The 14,409-nt window shown below is 72.4% G+C and carries 15 protein-coding genes and 1 pseudogene; 10 read left to right on the top strand and 6 right to left on the bottom strand.

Annotation, left to right across the window (positions count from 1 at the left end; genetic code table 11):
- The 4 genes and pseudogenes from ACFWJX_RS24870 to ACFWJX_RS24855 form a co-directional block, all read left to right on the top strand.
- Positions 1 to 110 (top strand): annotated as a pseudogene (locus ACFWJX_RS24870) (MerR family transcriptional regulator); the annotation flags it as partial.
- Between the two features lie 63 nt (positions 111 to 173).
- The gene (locus tag ACFWJX_RS24865) at positions 174 to 938 is read left to right on the top strand and encodes a hemolysin III family protein (protein ID WP_383247081.1); all 765 of its coding nucleotides are present in this window, start codon (positions 174 to 176) and stop codon (positions 936 to 938) included.
- A gap of 23 nt (positions 939 to 961) precedes the next feature.
- Complete coding sequence (locus ACFWJX_RS24860) at positions 962 to 1,246, top strand: hypothetical protein (protein WP_383247078.1); 285 nt, start codon at positions 962 to 964, stop codon at positions 1,244 to 1,246.
- 41 nt (positions 1,247 to 1,287) lie between these two features.
- Positions 1,288 to 1,650 (top strand): DUF952 domain-containing protein, encoded by a 363-nt coding sequence (locus ACFWJX_RS24855; RefSeq protein ID WP_383247075.1) that lies wholly within the window; start codon positions 1,288 to 1,290, stop codon positions 1,648 to 1,650.
- A gap of 182 nt (positions 1,651 to 1,832) precedes the next feature.
- Here ACFWJX_RS24855 and ACFWJX_RS24850 read toward each other — a convergent pair whose 3' ends face one another.
- The gene (locus ACFWJX_RS24850; protein ID WP_383247071.1) at positions 1,833 to 2,234 is read right to left on the bottom strand and encodes a luciferase family protein; all 402 of its coding nucleotides are present in this window, start codon (positions 2,232 to 2,234) and stop codon (positions 1,833 to 1,835) included.
- 485 nt (positions 2,235 to 2,719) lie between these two features.
- Between ACFWJX_RS24850 and ACFWJX_RS24845 the strand changes: the two genes are divergently transcribed.
- Complete coding sequence (locus ACFWJX_RS24845; RefSeq protein ID WP_383247068.1) at positions 2,720 to 3,532, top strand: HEAT repeat domain-containing protein; 813 nt, start codon at positions 2,720 to 2,722, stop codon at positions 3,530 to 3,532.
- A 33-nt stretch (positions 3,533 to 3,565) separates the two neighbouring features.
- On the opposite strand, the gene ACFWJX_RS24840 is transcribed toward ACFWJX_RS24845, so the two are convergent.
- On the bottom strand, positions 3,566 to 3,946 hold the full coding sequence (locus ACFWJX_RS24840) for a hypothetical protein (RefSeq protein ID WP_383247066.1): 381 nt from the start codon (positions 3,944 to 3,946) through the stop codon (positions 3,566 to 3,568).
- Positions 3,947 to 3,957: 11 nt separating this feature from the next.
- On the bottom strand, positions 3,958 to 4,311 hold the full coding sequence (locus tag ACFWJX_RS24835; protein ID WP_383247063.1) for an antibiotic biosynthesis monooxygenase family protein: 354 nt from the start codon (positions 4,309 to 4,311) through the stop codon (positions 3,958 to 3,960).
- 156 nt (positions 4,312 to 4,467) lie between these two features.
- Here ACFWJX_RS24835 and ACFWJX_RS24830 point away from each other — a divergent pair, with 156 nt between their 5' ends.
- From ACFWJX_RS24830 to ACFWJX_RS24820, 3 genes are all read left to right on the top strand, one after another.
- On the top strand, positions 4,468 to 6,045 hold the full coding sequence (locus tag ACFWJX_RS24830; RefSeq protein ID WP_383247060.1) for an alpha/beta hydrolase: 1,578 nt from the start codon (positions 4,468 to 4,470) through the stop codon (positions 6,043 to 6,045).
- Positions 6,046 to 6,107: 62 nt separating this feature from the next.
- Positions 6,108 to 6,902 carry a leucine-rich repeat domain-containing protein gene (locus ACFWJX_RS24825; protein WP_383247058.1) on the top strand — a complete coding sequence of 265 codons (795 nt, stop codon included), beginning with the start codon at positions 6,108 to 6,110 and terminating at the stop codon, positions 6,900 to 6,902.
- Positions 6,899 to 7,708, top strand: a complete 810-nt coding sequence (locus tag ACFWJX_RS24820) for a ferritin-like domain-containing protein (protein ID WP_383247055.1) — start codon at positions 6,899 to 6,901, stop codon at positions 7,706 to 7,708. The genes ACFWJX_RS24825 and ACFWJX_RS24820 overlap by 4 nt, the downstream gene beginning before the upstream one ends.
- Here ACFWJX_RS24820 and ACFWJX_RS24815 read toward each other — a convergent pair.
- The 3 genes from ACFWJX_RS24815 to ACFWJX_RS24805 form a co-directional block, all read right to left on the bottom strand.
- Positions 7,611 to 7,994, bottom strand: a complete 384-nt coding sequence (locus ACFWJX_RS24815; protein ID WP_383247052.1) for a MerR family transcriptional regulator — start codon at positions 7,992 to 7,994, stop codon at positions 7,611 to 7,613. The genes ACFWJX_RS24820 and ACFWJX_RS24815 overlap by 98 nt on opposite strands.
- 270 nt (positions 7,995 to 8,264) lie before the next feature.
- Positions 8,265 to 9,818, bottom strand: a complete 1,554-nt coding sequence (locus ACFWJX_RS24810; protein WP_383247049.1) for a DEAD/DEAH box helicase — start codon at positions 9,816 to 9,818, stop codon at positions 8,265 to 8,267.
- A gap of 232 nt (positions 9,819 to 10,050) precedes the next feature.
- The gene (locus ACFWJX_RS24805; RefSeq protein ID WP_073493870.1) at positions 10,051 to 10,254 is read right to left on the bottom strand and encodes a cold-shock protein; all 204 of its coding nucleotides are present in this window, start codon (positions 10,252 to 10,254) and stop codon (positions 10,051 to 10,053) included.
- A 536-nt stretch (positions 10,255 to 10,790) separates the two neighbouring features.
- Between ACFWJX_RS24805 and ACFWJX_RS24800 the strand changes: the two genes are divergently transcribed.
- Together ACFWJX_RS24800 and ACFWJX_RS24795 are read left to right on the top strand one after the other, a co-directional pair.
- On the top strand, positions 10,791 to 13,031 hold the full coding sequence (locus tag ACFWJX_RS24800) for an MMPL family transporter (protein WP_383247046.1): 2,241 nt from the start codon (positions 10,791 to 10,793) through the stop codon (positions 13,029 to 13,031).
- A gap of 133 nt (positions 13,032 to 13,164) precedes the next feature.
- The gene (locus ACFWJX_RS24795; RefSeq protein WP_383247043.1) at positions 13,165 to 14,400 is read left to right on the top strand and encodes a sensor histidine kinase; all 1,236 of its coding nucleotides are present in this window, start codon (positions 13,165 to 13,167) and stop codon (positions 14,398 to 14,400) included.
- Positions 14,401 to 14,409: the final 9 nt, after the last annotated feature.

Here is a 14,409-nt window from a genome sequence, read left to right as displayed (position 1 = left end):
CCGTCGAGGCCGCCTGCCGCATCATCATCCTCGAGGACCAGCTCGAAGAAGCCCAGCGTCTCAACGCCGAGTACCGCCGCACCGCATCCCGGCACACGGCCGGCATCTGACCCGCCATCGGGGCGGTGACGCACAGGGCCCGCACTCTCCCACCGATTCCAGAATACGAGCGCATGACCGCCGAAGATCCTCAGCCGCCGTCACAGGGACGGGAGTCCCAGTCCCGCCCCGGCACCACAACCGACCCCCTCCGCCCGCCGGCGGCCGATGCGCCCGCCGGCCTGGAGGCCGGGATGGAGCGCGCGGCGGCTGCGCTGAAGCCGAGGCTGCGCGGCTGGCTCCACGCCGGTGTGTTCCCCCTCGCGCTGGTCGGGGGCATCGTCCTGGTCGCCGTCTCACGCTCGACCGCGGCAGTGGTGGCCTGCGCGGTGTACGCCGTGTCGGCCTGTCTCCTGTTCGGCACCAGCGCGGTCTACCACCGCGGAACGTGGGGTCCGCGCGGGGAGGCGGTCCTGCGGCGGCTGGACCACGCGAACATCTTCCTGATCATCGCCGGCACCTACACCCCGCTGGCGGTGCTGCTGCTGCCCGCGGACCGACAACTGGTGCTGTTGGCCCTGGTATGGGCGGGCGCCCTGGTCGGCATCGCCTTCCGCGTCCTGTGGATCGGGGCTCCCCGCTGGCTGTACACCCCGAGCTACATCGCACTCGGCTGGGTGGCCGTCTTCTACCTGCCCGACTTCGCGCGCAGCGGCGGAACCGCGGTCGCCGCACTCGTCATCGCGGGCGGTCTGCTCTACACCGCGGGCGCCGTCGTCTACGGACTCAAGCGCCCCGACCCGTCACCGGCCTGGTTCGGCTTCCACGAGGTCTTCCACGCCCTGACCATCGCCGCCTTCACCGCGCATTACACGGCCATCCTCCTGGCCGCCACCTGACCGCGTTCGGGGTGGTGCCTCAGGTGACGACGGCGGCCCTCGTCGCGTGCGCCCGCTGGTACGCCGAGTACGGTCACTGCGAGTACGAGGACCTGGGCCGCCCCGACCTGGACCAGTGCACGTACGACCAGATCGAGAGCAGCGGCTTCGCACTGTTCGGCCTGATCACGTCGGCCCTGGTCGTGGTGAGCCTGGTCGTGCTGTTCGACGTGGTGAAGCCCCTGAGAGCCGGCCACCCGCTCAGCTACCGCCTTCTGACCCTCCCCGCGGCCCTGCTGCCGTACGTCTACTTCATGACGGCCGCATGACCGGGCGGGCCACCCGACCGGCCGCCGGGTATAACCGAACAGTGATCTACCACCTCGTCCCCAAGGCAGAGTGGGACGCCCGTCCCGACCGCCCCTACGCGCCCGCCTCCCTCGGCGAGGACGGCTTCGTGCACTGTTCGCCCGACGAGGAGACGACGTTGGCCGTCGCCGACGCCTTCTACCGCACGGCCCCGAGACCCCTCCTGGCGGTGCTCCTCGACGAGAACCGCCTGACCGCCCGCTGCGCATGGGAGGCGCCGGCCCCCGCCCCACCCCCCGGTGTCCCCGACTCCGCCCTGTTCCCGCACGTCTTCGGCCCCCTCGACCGCAGCGCGGTCACGCGCGTTCTGGAGGTCCACTGGGACGAGGAGGGCCGGGCGACGGGACTGACGGAGGCCGGCTGACGACCGAGCCCGGGTCCGGCGTCTCGACGCCGAAGTACGCGGTCGTGCCGCCGACCGGCTTCGTGAAGCAGTCGGGCACCAGCATGACTGCCAGTTCCCCCACCCCGATTCCCTTCATGGGGCGGCAAGTTGACCCACCGTCGACAAGGTCACCGCGTCTCCCGCGCCCCCCCGCCCCCGCATCAGCGGTCGTACGGATCGTCCCGCGGCACCAGCGTGACCCGGTGCAGGTTGCACGTGTAGGGGGACGGCGCGGCGGTGCTGACCGGGCCCTGGGACAGGTGGGCCTTGAGGGCGACACTGACCAGGCTCATCAGCAGGTCGACGTCCGTGTCGCAGTCGAGGTGGACGGTGACCCAGCGCGAGCCGGGCACCACCCGCACCGCCGTCGAATCCATCAGGTCGGAGTGGATCCGGCGGATGGCCGGGGCCGTCAGGTGCAGGTCCACGTCCCGGTCGGAGTGGAAGTGGAGGATCTCGCTGTGGGCGGAGCGCAACGCCCGTCCTGCGCCACAACTGGCCTGTCCCGTACTGAGGTCGGGCCAGACTTCCAGTCGCTTCATGGCACGCTCGGCCAGAGTCATGGGGCCATGGTCGCTCGCACACCGCCCGGCTACCAGGGGTTGAGGGAAATGTAACCGGGGCGTGAGGTCGTGATCGCGCACCGTACGTCACCTGTCACGTCTCCGTCATCCCCCGCGCTTTGCTCGACATGCGCACCAGATTCGGACCAACGAACGAACGATCCATATTGCCGCCGTTCCTCCGCCCGCCGTCTCGCCCTCTTCCTGGCCCTCGCCACCGTCCCCGTCCTCGCCGTCCCCACGGCCGCCCGCGCCGAGGGCACGGCCGACGCGGCCGACCCGACCGCCCTCACGCTGCCCGCCCCGGCCAGGTACGTCCCCGTCCAGGACACCGCTACGCCGCCGGGGACACCGGCTACCTCCACCGCCGCGAGAGGACCGACGGCTCCGCCGCGACGTACGGCACAGCGGACCGGTGGGCCTTCGCCGTTCGCCGGGAACGCCGGCGCGCCCGGTGAAGGCCCACAGGCCTACGATCCCCACCCATGGCCATGTTCGTACACCTGACCTCCGCGGCCCACGCCCCCCGCATCCGTCGCTCCGGCATCCGTGCGGCGAGCGAGGGGCAGGGCGGCGCCCGAGGAGTGTTCTGCTTCCCGGTGCTCGCGTCGCACACGCTCACCCACCAGTGGCTGCGGGAGCTGGCTCGTTTCGGCAGCCGGGGCGGGCTGGTGGCCGTGCACGTCCGGCTGGACGACACCCAGGAGGTCCTGGTCGGGCGGTATCCGGACCGGCGGCGGGGCAGGCAGGAGAGCGTCGGCGCCGCGGAGGCCGTACGGCGGATCGCGGCGCTCGACGACCCGCGCGGCTGGGAGGTCTTCGTGCCGCGCGCGATCCGCCCCCGCGAGGTGCACCGGATCCGCAGCGCACCCCAGGTGGCGGGCTGGCGGTACGTCCCCGACGCGCACGGCACCCGCCCCTGCACCTGCCACGGCTGCCGGGTACGCGGCGGATACGGCGCCCGGCGCCTGCGCGAGCGGCTGCCGCACCCCCTGGACGGGCCGCCGCCCCCGGTGCGGACCCTGCTCGCCAGGATCACGCAGGCCGGTGACCCCGGCGACCCGGCCGCCCTGCGCGAGACCCTGCACTGGTTCGGCATGCGCCGCCGCGGCCCGCTGCCCCGGCTGACCCCGCTGGCCGCCCACCCCGACCCCTCCGTGCGGGAGGCGCTGGTGTGGGCGGTCGCGGGCTGGCGTACGCCGGGGGTCGCCGACCTCCTGGACACCCTCGCGGACGATCCGGACGAGGACGTACGGGAGGCGGTGGCGGCGATCCGGGAGGACGGCCCGGAGAACTAGGACACGGCTGCCGGAAGGCGTGTCACCGCACCCTCACTGATCCGAATACCCGATGTCCCCGATCGTCCACGCGCTCACGTCCTCCAGGGCGACCCGGTACATGCCGCCGGTGTCGGGGATGCCGAAGTTGCCCTGAAGGATCCGTGCGACGTGGAAGTGCAGGTGGGTGGGTCCGCCCGCCCGCGGCTCGGGGGGCTTGCCGGTGCCGTCCGGCCGGGTGAACACGGTGGAGAACGCCGCGAGTTGATCGGAGGCTTCGAGGACCTCCGCCACCCGCTGCTTCCACAGCGTCTCCGGTGCCAGCCGGCCTGTGATCACGGCTCCGGGGATCACCACGGTGAGGGACATCCGACTGTTGTGCTCCGACTCGACCCTTGCGGCGATGTCGACGAGCAGGTCATCAGCGTGCGCCATGAGTGAGGAGCCTACTCGGTGGTGGGTCCGCTCTGCCTGGGCGCGGCCTGTTGGACCACATCGAAGGACCACAGCGTGGCGCCCGAAGCGGCCGGTTTCGGCCGTTCGGCGCCCTCGGTACCGCCGCCGCCCCCGCCGCGGTGGGCCGCCTGCCCCTGCCCGGACATCCAGTTCTGGAAGTCCTCCTCGCTGCGCCAGCGCGTGTAGACGAGGTACGTGTCGGTGCCCTCCACCGGGCGCAGCAGCTCGAACCACTCGAACCCGTCCGAGTTCTCGACGGCACCAGCCCGCGCGGCGAACCGCTTCTCCAGCGTCTCGCGCTGTTCCTCGGGAACGGTCAGCACATTGATCTTGACGATGCTCATGCGCCCATTGTCCGCCGTCCGCGGGGACGGCGCTCACCGGCCATGGTCCGGGCTGATCGGCCAAATATCTGATTCATCATCATTTTCCTTGTCACACAACCGAGTTCGAACCAAGCTGTGATCCGTCTGTGCACCCTGATCCCGGAGGGACCGTCCGTGCCGCTGCACCCCCCATTCGCGAGACTGGCCGTCACCGCGCTCGCCGCCGCCGCCCTGTTCGGCCAGTTACTCGCCGGAACGGCGACCGCCGCACCACAGGCCCCGGCCCCGCCCCCTGGACGTACGGTCTGGGAACCCTGTGCGTCCCCGTCCGGCGAGGGCACCTTCGAGTGCGCGACGGTCCAGGTCCCGGTGGACTGGCAGCGCCCCCGCGGCGCCACCCTCGACCTGGCCCTCGCCCGCCACCGCGCCACCGACCCCGCCCGCCGGATCGGCTCGCTGCTGATCAATCCGGGCGGTCCTGGAGGCTCCGGCGTCGGCTTCGCCTTCAGCGCCCCCGACGCCTTCTCGCCGGAGCTGCTGGAACGGTTCGACATCGTCGGCTTCGACCCGCGCGGTGTCGGCCTCAGCAACCCGGTGACGTGCGACAGCGACCGGGTGGCCGACCAGGGCGCCCTCCTCCACCCCGACAGCGCCGCCTCCTTCGCCGCCCTGCGGGCCGCCAACCGCGCCCTCGGCGAGAACTGCCGCGAGCTGACCGGCCCGCTCGTCGACCACATGGACACCACGAGCGTCGTCCGCGACATGGACGCCATCCGCGCCGCCCTCGGCGAGCGCCGGATCAGCTACTACGGCGTCTCCTACGGCACCGGCATCGGCCAGCAGTACGCCGAGCGCTACCCGCACCGCGTCCGCGCCATGACCCTCGACTCCAACATGGACCACAGCCTGGACCGCTGGACCTACCAGAAGACCGAGACGGTCGCGATGGAGGAGTCGTACGGCCAGTTCGCCGACTGGTGCGCCCGTACGCCGTCCTGCGCGCTGCACGGCCGGGACGCCCGCGCCCTGTTCGGCTCACTGCTGGACCGCGCCGCGGCCGGCGAACTGGTCCTGCCGGGCGACCCGCCGTACACGGTCACCCCGCAGGACGTCCAGGGCCTGGCCTTCGGCAACCTGTACGACCCGGCCGGCTGGTTCGTCTTCGCGGAGGACCTGGCCGCCCTGGACGCCTCCGAGCCCGCGGCGGCCCGTTCACTGCGCGAGCACGGCGAGCCGACCGAGTTCGCGTACCTGCCGGTGATGTGCCAGGACTACGACTTCGACGTGCCCTCGTACGCCACCCTCGACCGCTACGAGCGCACCCTCGCCCGTCTCGCTCCCGTCACCCGTCTCAGCTCCCTCGCCTGGACCGACCTGACCGGCTGCCAGAACTGGCCGACGAAGGTCACCAACCCGCCGCACCGGCTCGACGTCGACGGCACCCCGCCGATCCTCGTCACGAACAGCCGCTACGACGTGGCCACCCCGCACTCGTGGGGCTCCAACGCCGCCCGCCAGATCGGCCGCGAGGCCGCGTTCCTCACCTACGACGGTGTCGGCCACGGGGACTACTGGCTGAGCCCCTGCGCCCGAGACGCGATCGACACCTACCTCCTGACGCTCAAGACCCCCCGCAAGGGCGCCCACTGCCCCGCGGTCTGGCCGACCGGCCCCACCGCCCAGCGCCAGCCCTCGTCCGGCGACCTGGTGAACCCGCTCCCGACCCTCATCGGCACCGGCCGACACCGCTGACCACCACCCGGCCGCCCGCGAAATCAGCACATCTGTACGAGCGCTGCCGTTAGGTTGACCCCATGGAACAGGGTGGGGAACCGCGACTCTTCTCGAACCGGTGGGCTGCCGCGGGCGGCCGCGGCGACACCCCCGTGCCGCCGCGCGACACCTGCGCGTGCCTCGGACAGCGCCCCGGCGACCCGCCCGCCGACGTCCGCTTCCACGCGGACCGCCAGGACACCTCCGCGCCCGGCTGGCTGCACCTCCTCGAACTCGTCGACGAGGCCGCCGCCGACGGCCGCGAGGTCTTCTCGCCGCTGACCGAACTCCCCCCGGAGGAACGCCGGCAGATCGTCACCCTCCCCCCGTCCATCGCCCGACTCCGGGCGGTCCGGCACCTGGTGCTCTACGGCAGCAACCTCGTCCGGCTCCCGCCGGAGATCGGCGCCATGGAGAGCCTGGAGGAGTTCGACCCGTACACCTCGTACCGACTGCACTGGGTCCCGTACGAGGTGACCCGCTGCCCGGCCCTGACCCGCAGCACGGTCAGCACCCGCGCGCTGTACGGCAACTTCAAGCACCGGCCGCCGTTCCCCCGGCTCGCGCCGCCGCCGGAGGGCCGTCCGGGCGACCTCCACCCGGGCGCCTGGGGCGCCCAGGCCATCACCGCGTGCAGCGTCTGCGCCGGGCCGGTGGACCTGCCCCGGCTCCACCAGGTGTGGATCTCCCTGCGCGTCGCCACCGACGTCCTCCCCCTCCTTGTCAACGCCTGCTCGCGGAGTTGCGTCGACGCCCTGCCCACCCCGCCCGACGGCTACGTCGCCACCCCGCACCGCGGCGGCCCGGAGGTCGTCCAGCCGGCGGAACGCTGGTGACCGGGCCCGACCGCCACGGTTTCGCGCGGTGGACACGGCGGTTCGAGGACGAGCGCGAGCGCCGGAACGCCCAGGGCGACCCGGACTGGGAGCGCGGCGCGACCCTGCACCCGGCGGTGTGGTCCGGCATCCAGCGCTTCCAGGTCGGCGAGGACGGCGACGGCGCCAGCCTCGTCGCCAAGGCCGACCGGGCCGGAGACCCCGGCTACGCGCACGCGGTCCGCCTGTTCGTCGCCGAGGAGCAGAACCACGCCCGCCTCCTCGCCCGCCTGCTGGCCGCGGGCGGCGTGCCGACCCTGACCGGCCACTGGTCCGACACCGTCTTCGTACGGCTGCGGCGGCTCATGGGGCTGCGCCTGGAGCTGCTCGTGCTGATGATCGCGGAGGTCGTGGCACTGCGGTACTACCGCGCCCTGCGCGACGGCACCGACGACCCGCTGACCTCGGACGTCGCCGGCCGGATCCTCGCCGACGAACAGCGCCACGTCCCCTTCCACTGCGAGCGCCTGCACGCCTCCCTCGCGGAGCTGCCCCGCCCGGTCAGGCGCCCCGTGATGGCGTCGTGGCGTCTGCTCCTGCTCGCGGCGTCGCTGGTCGTCGCCGCCGACCACGGCCCGGGACTGCGCCGGCTCGGCCCAGGACGCCGGCGCTTCGTCGCCGACGTCATGGCCTCCTCCGGCGAGGTGGTCTCCGCGGTGCTCGCGCCGCTCAGCCGGAACCCCGACCCGAACCGGAACTCGAATGAGCACTCGAATACGAAGGCGGAGTCGGCTCGTCGCTCGCCGCACGGCGGTACTCGGCGTTGATCCGCCGGGCCTCCTCGAGCTGGTCCTCCAGGATGACGATGCGGCACGCCGCCTCGATCGGGGTGCCCTTGTCGACCAGCTCGCGGGCGCGGGCGGCGATCCTCAGCTGGTAGCGCGAGTACCGGCGGTGGCCGCCCTCCGACCGGAGCGGGCTGATCAGGCGTGCCTCCCCGATGGCCCGGAGGAAGCCGGGGGTGGTGCCGAGCATCTCGGCCGCCCGGCCCATCGAGTACGCCGGGTAGTCGTCGTCGTCCAGACGACCGCTGAGCGGGTTGTCTGCTGTCATGTCACCTCGTTGATCGCCGCGTAGAAGGGACCCTGCCGCCGTCCGGCACCTGGGCCCCTGAGGAGATTCAACACCGTCCACCGGTAGTGCCGCCGTACCGGTCCGCCGTTACGGGTACCCAGCCCGCCGGACTCCCGCCCCCGAACACCCCTCGCAGGGCATACGGAAGGGCCCCGCCGACAGTTGCCGACGGAGCCCTTCTTCGCAGGTGGGGGGCGGTTTCCCGGCCCTGCCCGCACACGCCCTGGGGCGTGGTGTTTCCGGTTTTTGCTAGGCCGCCGAACCGAAAGCGGACCGACGCTGGGTACGGCCACGCGAGGACGACGCGTCGCCGGTGGACCGGCCGCGCTCGCCACCGCGCTCGCCCCGCTCGCCACCGCCACCGCCGCCACCGCGACCGCGGCGGCCACGGGAGGACGAGCCACCCGAGGACGCGGAGCGCCGCGGGCGCTCGACGACCGGCGCGGTGATCACGACGGGAATTCCGGACGGGGCCTGAGCACCGGTGATACGGGTCAGCTCCTCCTCGCCCGAGCGGACCGAGGTCACCTGCGCGGTGACACCGGCCATGGCCGTCAGACGGCTCATGGCGCGGCGCTGGTCCGGGGTGACGAGGGTGACGACACTGCCGGACTCGCCCGCACGGGCCGTACGGCCGCCGCGGTGCAGGTAGTCCTTGGGGTCAGTCGGCGGATCCACGTTGACGACCAGGTCGAGGCTGTCGACGTGGATGCCGCGCGCGGCCACGTTCGTCGCGACGAGCACGGTCACGTGGCCCGTCTTGAACTGGTCCAGCGTCCGGGTGCGCTGCGGCTGGGACTTGCCACCGTGCAGAGCCGCGGCGCGCACGCCGTTGTTCAGCAGGTGCTTGGTCAGCCGGTCCACCGCGTGCTTGGTGTCCAGGAACATGATCACGCGGCCTTCGCGCGCCGCGATCTCGGTGGTCGTGCGCTGCTTGTCCGTGTCGTGGACGTGCAGGACGTGGTGCTCCATCGTGGTGACCGCGCCGGCCGACGGGTCGACGGAGTGGACGACCGGGTCGGAGAGGTAGCGGCGGACCAGCCGGTCGACGTTGCGGTCCAGGGTGGCCGAGAACAGCATCCGCTGCCCGTCGGGCTTCACCTGGTCGAGCAGCGCGGTGACCTGCGGCATGAAGCCCATGTCGGCCATCTGGTCGGCCTCGTCGAGGACGGTGATGGCGACGTCGTCGAGGCGGCAGTCGCCCCGGTCGATGAGGTCCTTCAGGCGTCCCGGCGTGGCGACGACGACCTCGGCGCCGCCCCGCAGGGCGCTCGCCTGGCGGCCGATCGACATACCGCCGACGACGGTGGCCAGACGCAGCCGCACGGAGCGGGCGTACGGCGTCAGCGCGTCGGTGACCTGCTGGGCCAGCTCGCGGGTCGGTACGAGGACGAGCGCGAGCGGCTGACGCGGCTCGGCGCGCAGGCCCGCCGTACGGGCCAGGACCGCGAGGCCGAACGCGAGGGTCTTGCCGGAGCCGGTGCGGCCACGGCCCAGGACGTCACGGCCGGCCAGGGAGTTCGGCAGCGTCGCGCCCTGGATGGGGAACGGGACGGTCATGCCCTCGCTGGCCAGCGCGGCCGACAGCGGCGCGGGCAGGCCCAGGTCGCCGAACGACTCGACGGCGGGCAGCGGCGGCGTGATCGTCTCCGGCAGCGCGAACTCGCCCTGCTGCGCCATCGGCCGGCGGCCGGAGCCGCCCTGCGAACGACGGGGCGCGGAGGAGCGGCCGGCGGAGGAGCGCTGCGGGGCGCCGCCTCCGGAGCGGCCGTAGGAGCGGGCGCTGGAACGTGCACGATTCATGCAGGGAACCTTCCTTGATGCGGGCGCGTATCAAGGAATTCCCGGAGCACATGAAAGGCGCGGAGAATTGCGAGAACGAGCCGGAGTGGGTGGGGCCGAAACAGGTGGACGGGAAACATGACACCGTCCTGCGGGAAATCAGGTCATCCCGCGCGGCGCCCGGAAAAGCGGCGAGCCGGGGCCCGCACCCCACGGTGCGGGCCCCGGCTGCGACGTTACGCGTCAGGCAGGGTCAGGCGGGAACGATGTTCTCCGCCGTCGGGCCCTTCTGGCCCTGAGCGATGTCGAACGACACCTTCTGGCCTTCCTGGAGCTCACGGAAGCCCTGGGTCGCGATGTTCGAGTAGTGAGCGAAGACGTCGGGACCGCCGCCGTCCTGCTCAATGAAGCCGAAACCCTTTTCGGCGTTGAACCACTTCACGGTGCCACTGGCCATTTTATTCTCCTTCGAGGGACGGTTCGGAGTCACCCTGTGTGCCTCCGGTCGCCGTGATGATCACCCCGACGGAAAAACCTTCTGGCAACCACAACTGCAACTGATGACGACAGTAGCACGGTGCGTTCGGCCGAGTGCGCTCGACTATTTCGCCTGGTGAGCCGCGTGCGGGAATATTCACCGGGTGCTGCGGCAATTTCTCACCTGGCGACCACAGATATTGCTCCACAGGCACTCCCGCATTCCTGCGGGCAGCGTTGACCACAACCCCGTGACCTCCTGCGACGGCTGCCTCGGTCGCCTCCGGGAACGTCCCCGGCGAATGCCCGAATCGCCTCCCACTGCGACGAAGGACACATCGACGGTGGACATGCGTCCGATCTGCGGGCCGTCCCGTAGTCCCACCGGTGGAGTCCGCACCCCTTACGTACTGCGTTCTCCGTAGGCGGGATTGTCGGCAGGCGCACGACGACAGGCAGGAGGCCGGGCGGCGAGTCTGGGCCGACAGTCGGCATCAGATGCGGAGACCTCCTGTCGTGGCAACTTTCCTCTATCGCGTGGGCCGCCTGGCCTTCCGGCGGCGCTGGTACGTCGCCCTGGTCTGGGCGGCGGTCCTCGCCGCCGTCGGGCTGGGCGCCGTCAAGGCCCCCGGCGCCTCCGACGAGCAGTTCTCGATGCCGGGCATCGAGTCCCAGAAGGCGTTCGACCTGATGGAGCAGCGCTTCCCCGGGGCCTCGGCCGACGGCGCCACCGCGCGGGTCGTGTTCGTCGCGCCGGGCGGCCAGAAGGTGACCGCGGCCGAGAACAGGCGGGCCGTCGAGGACGCCGTGGCCGAACTGGCCGACGGACCCCAGGTCGCGAGCGCCGCCGACCCGTTCACGGCACAGGCGGTGAGCGAGGACGGTACGACGGCGTACGCGACCGTCACCTACAAGGTCACCGCGAACGAACTGACCGACGACAGCACGGCCCGCCTGGACCGGGCCCTCCACGACGCCCGCGCCGCCGGGCTGACCGTCGAGGCCGGCGGGGACGCGCTCGAGGAGGCCGGCGGGCCGGGCGGAGTCGCCGAGATCATCGGCGTCTCGATCGCCGCGGTCGTCCTGCTCGTCACCTTCGGTTCGCTGGCCGCGGCCGGGCTGCCCCTGCTGACCGCGCTCATCGGCGTCGGCGTCAGCATGGCCACGATCATGGCGCTCTCCGACGCCCTCGGCCTGTCCACGACGACCGGCACCCTGGCGATGATGCTCGGCCTGGCGGTCGGCATCGACTACGCCCTGTTCGTCGTCTCCCGCTACCGCGAGGAACGTGCGCGCGGCCGTACGCCGGAGGAGGCGACCGGTCTCGCGGTCGGCACGGCCGGGTCCGCCGTCGTCTTCGCGGGCCTCACCGTCGTCATCGCCCTGGCCGGACTCGCCGTCGTCGGCATCCCGATGCTCACCAAGATGGGCCTCGCCGCGGCCGGCGCGGTCGTCGTCGCCGTACTGATCGCGTTGACGCTGGTGCCGGCGTTCCTCGGCTTCTGGCCGAACGCCGTGCTGGCGCGCAAGGCCCGCAGGAGCGGCCGTATCGACGACGGCACCGCGGACAACGGCGGCACCCGCTGGGCCCGGTTCGTGCTGCGCCGCCCGCTGCCCGTGCTGCTGCTCGGCGTGGTGGGCCTGGGCGCCCTCGCGCTGCCGGTGGCGGATCTGCAACTGGGCATGCCGGGCGACGAGGCGAAGGCCACCTCCACCACCCAGCGCCGGGCCTACGACGCGCTCGCCGACGGCTTCGGACCGGGCTTCAACGGGCCTCTGACCGTCGTCGTCGACGGGAAGGGCGACGCCGACCCGAAGGCGGCCACGCAGACCGTCGCCGACCGGATCGGCGCCACCGAAGGCGTCGTGTCCGTCTCCCCGGCCCGCTTCAACGAGGCCGGCGACACCGCCGTCTTCTCGGTCGTGCCGTCCACCGCGCCGACCGACGAGCGGACCAAGGACCTGGTGAATACCATCCGGGGCGAGCGTCCCGGCGTGGAGACCGAGACCGGCGCGACCTTCGAGGTCACCGGCAGCACCGCGCTGAACATCGACATCTCCGACAAGGTCCAGGCCGCGCTGGTCCCGTACCTGATCGTCGTGGTCGGTCTGGCGATCCTGCTGCTGATGGTGGTGTTCCGGTCCCTGCTCGTCCCGCTGAAGGCGGCCTTCGGCTTCCTGCTGTCGGTGCTGGCCTCCCTCGGGGCGGTCGTCGTGGTCTTCCAGCAGGGCCACGGCGCCGGCCTCCTCGGCGTGGAGCAGACCGGCCCGATCATGAGCCTGATGCCGATCTTCCTGGTGGGCATCGTGTTCGGCCTGGCCATGGACTACGAGGTCTTCCTCGTCTCCCGGATGCGCGAGGCCTACGTCCACGGCGAGCGGCCCGCCCAGGCGGTCACGTCCGGCTTCCGGCACAGCGCCCGGGTGGTCGTGGCCGCCGCGCTGATCATGATCGCGGTCTTCGCGGGGTTCATCGGGGAGAAGGACTCCATGATCAAGATGATCGGATTCGGGCTGGCCGGGGCCGTTCTCTTCGACGCCTTCGTCGTCCGGATGGCGATCGTGCCCGCCGTACTCGCCCTGCTCGGTGCCAAGGCCTGGTGGCTGCCGAAGTGGCTGGACCGGATCCTGCCCCGCGTCGACGTGGAGGGCGAGGCGCTCACCCGGCGGTCCGAGCCCGGCGGCCGGGGCCTGGACGGCGGCGGGGACCCGGCCGACGAGTCGGACCCGGCCGGTCTGGAGCCGGCGCGCACCTGAGCGCGGCCTCTCCCGTGCCGGCAGGGACCGTCCGTGGCCGTCCGTGGTGAACGCCACGGGCGGTCCCGTCGCCCGTCGACGGCGGCGGGGGCCACGATGGACCCAGCACCACCGACCGGAGAGCCGATGCCCGATGAGCAGCAGCCTTGAGCGCTACCAGGACCGCCTGGAGAGGTACTCGGACCGCGTCGAGAGCTACGCGGACCGGCACCCCCGCCTCGTCGACCTGGCGGTGCTCCTGGCGCTGATGGGCTGCGCGTTCTTCGGCAGTTCCCTCACCCTGCCCGGCGTCGCCCCGCCCGACCACGGGGAGACCGGCACCGTCCTCCTGGGCGTCTCCTGCCTCGCCCTGCTGAGGTACCGCAGCCATCCGCGCACCGCGGTCGTCGTCTCCGCGGTCTGCACGGTGATCGTGGTCGTGCTCGGCTATCTGCTCACGCCGCTGCTGCTGGCCCCGGTCATGGCGGCGCTCTACTGGCTGGCCACGATCACCGACCCCAGGACGACGCGCGTGTTCGGCGTCACCACGACGGTGGCGGTGATGGCGGCGGCCGTCCTGTCCGACAGCATGCGTGAATTCTCGCTGCTGATCAGGACGATCGGCCCGTTCTTCTGGCTGATGCTGCCGCTCGCCGCCGGCAACATGACCCGGCTGCGGCGCGCCTACCTCCAGGCGGTGCAGGCCCGCGCCGAGCACGCCGAGCGCACGAGGGAGGAGGAGGCCCGGCTGCGCGTCACGGAGGAGCGCATGCGCATCGCCCGCGAGCTGCACGACGTCGTCGCCCACCATCTGGCGCTGGCCAACGCCCAGGCCGGCACCGCCGCCCACCTGGTGCTCACCCGCCCGGAGCAGACCAAGAAGATCCTCACCGACCTGACCGGCACCACGTCCTCCGCGCTGCGCGAGCTGAAGGCCACGCTGGGACTGCTGCGCCAGAACGACGACCCGGCCGCCGATCCGCTGGAACCGGCCCCGGGCCTGGCCCGGCTGCCCGAGCTGGTCGCGTCGTGCGAGTCGGCGGGGCTCACCGTCACGGTCACCACCGAGGGGGAGCCCCGGCCGCTGTCACCCGGGGCGGATCTGACCGCGTTCCGGATCGTGCAGGAGGCGCTCACCAACGTGACCAAGCACGCGGGCAGTCAGTCCGCGCGCGTGCGGCTGGTGTACTCCGGGTCCCGGCTGGTGATCACGGTCAGCGACGACGGCCCGGCCACCGCCCCGCCGTCCGCGACCCCGCCGGGCCGCGGCTTCGGCGTCCTGGGGATGCGCGAACGCGCCCACTCCATCGGCGGCGAACTCCGCCTGGGCCCCCGCCCGGAGGGCGGCTTCGAGGTCACGACGGCCCTGCCGCTGATCCCCGAAGCCTGACCGTGCGTC

The sequence above is a fragment of the Streptomyces sp. NPDC058335 genome, from assembly GCF_042723915.1.
Classification (GTDB): Bacteria; Actinomycetota; Actinomycetes; order Streptomycetales; family Streptomycetaceae; genus Streptomyces.
This window is presented reverse-complemented; position numbering and strand designations above follow the sequence as displayed.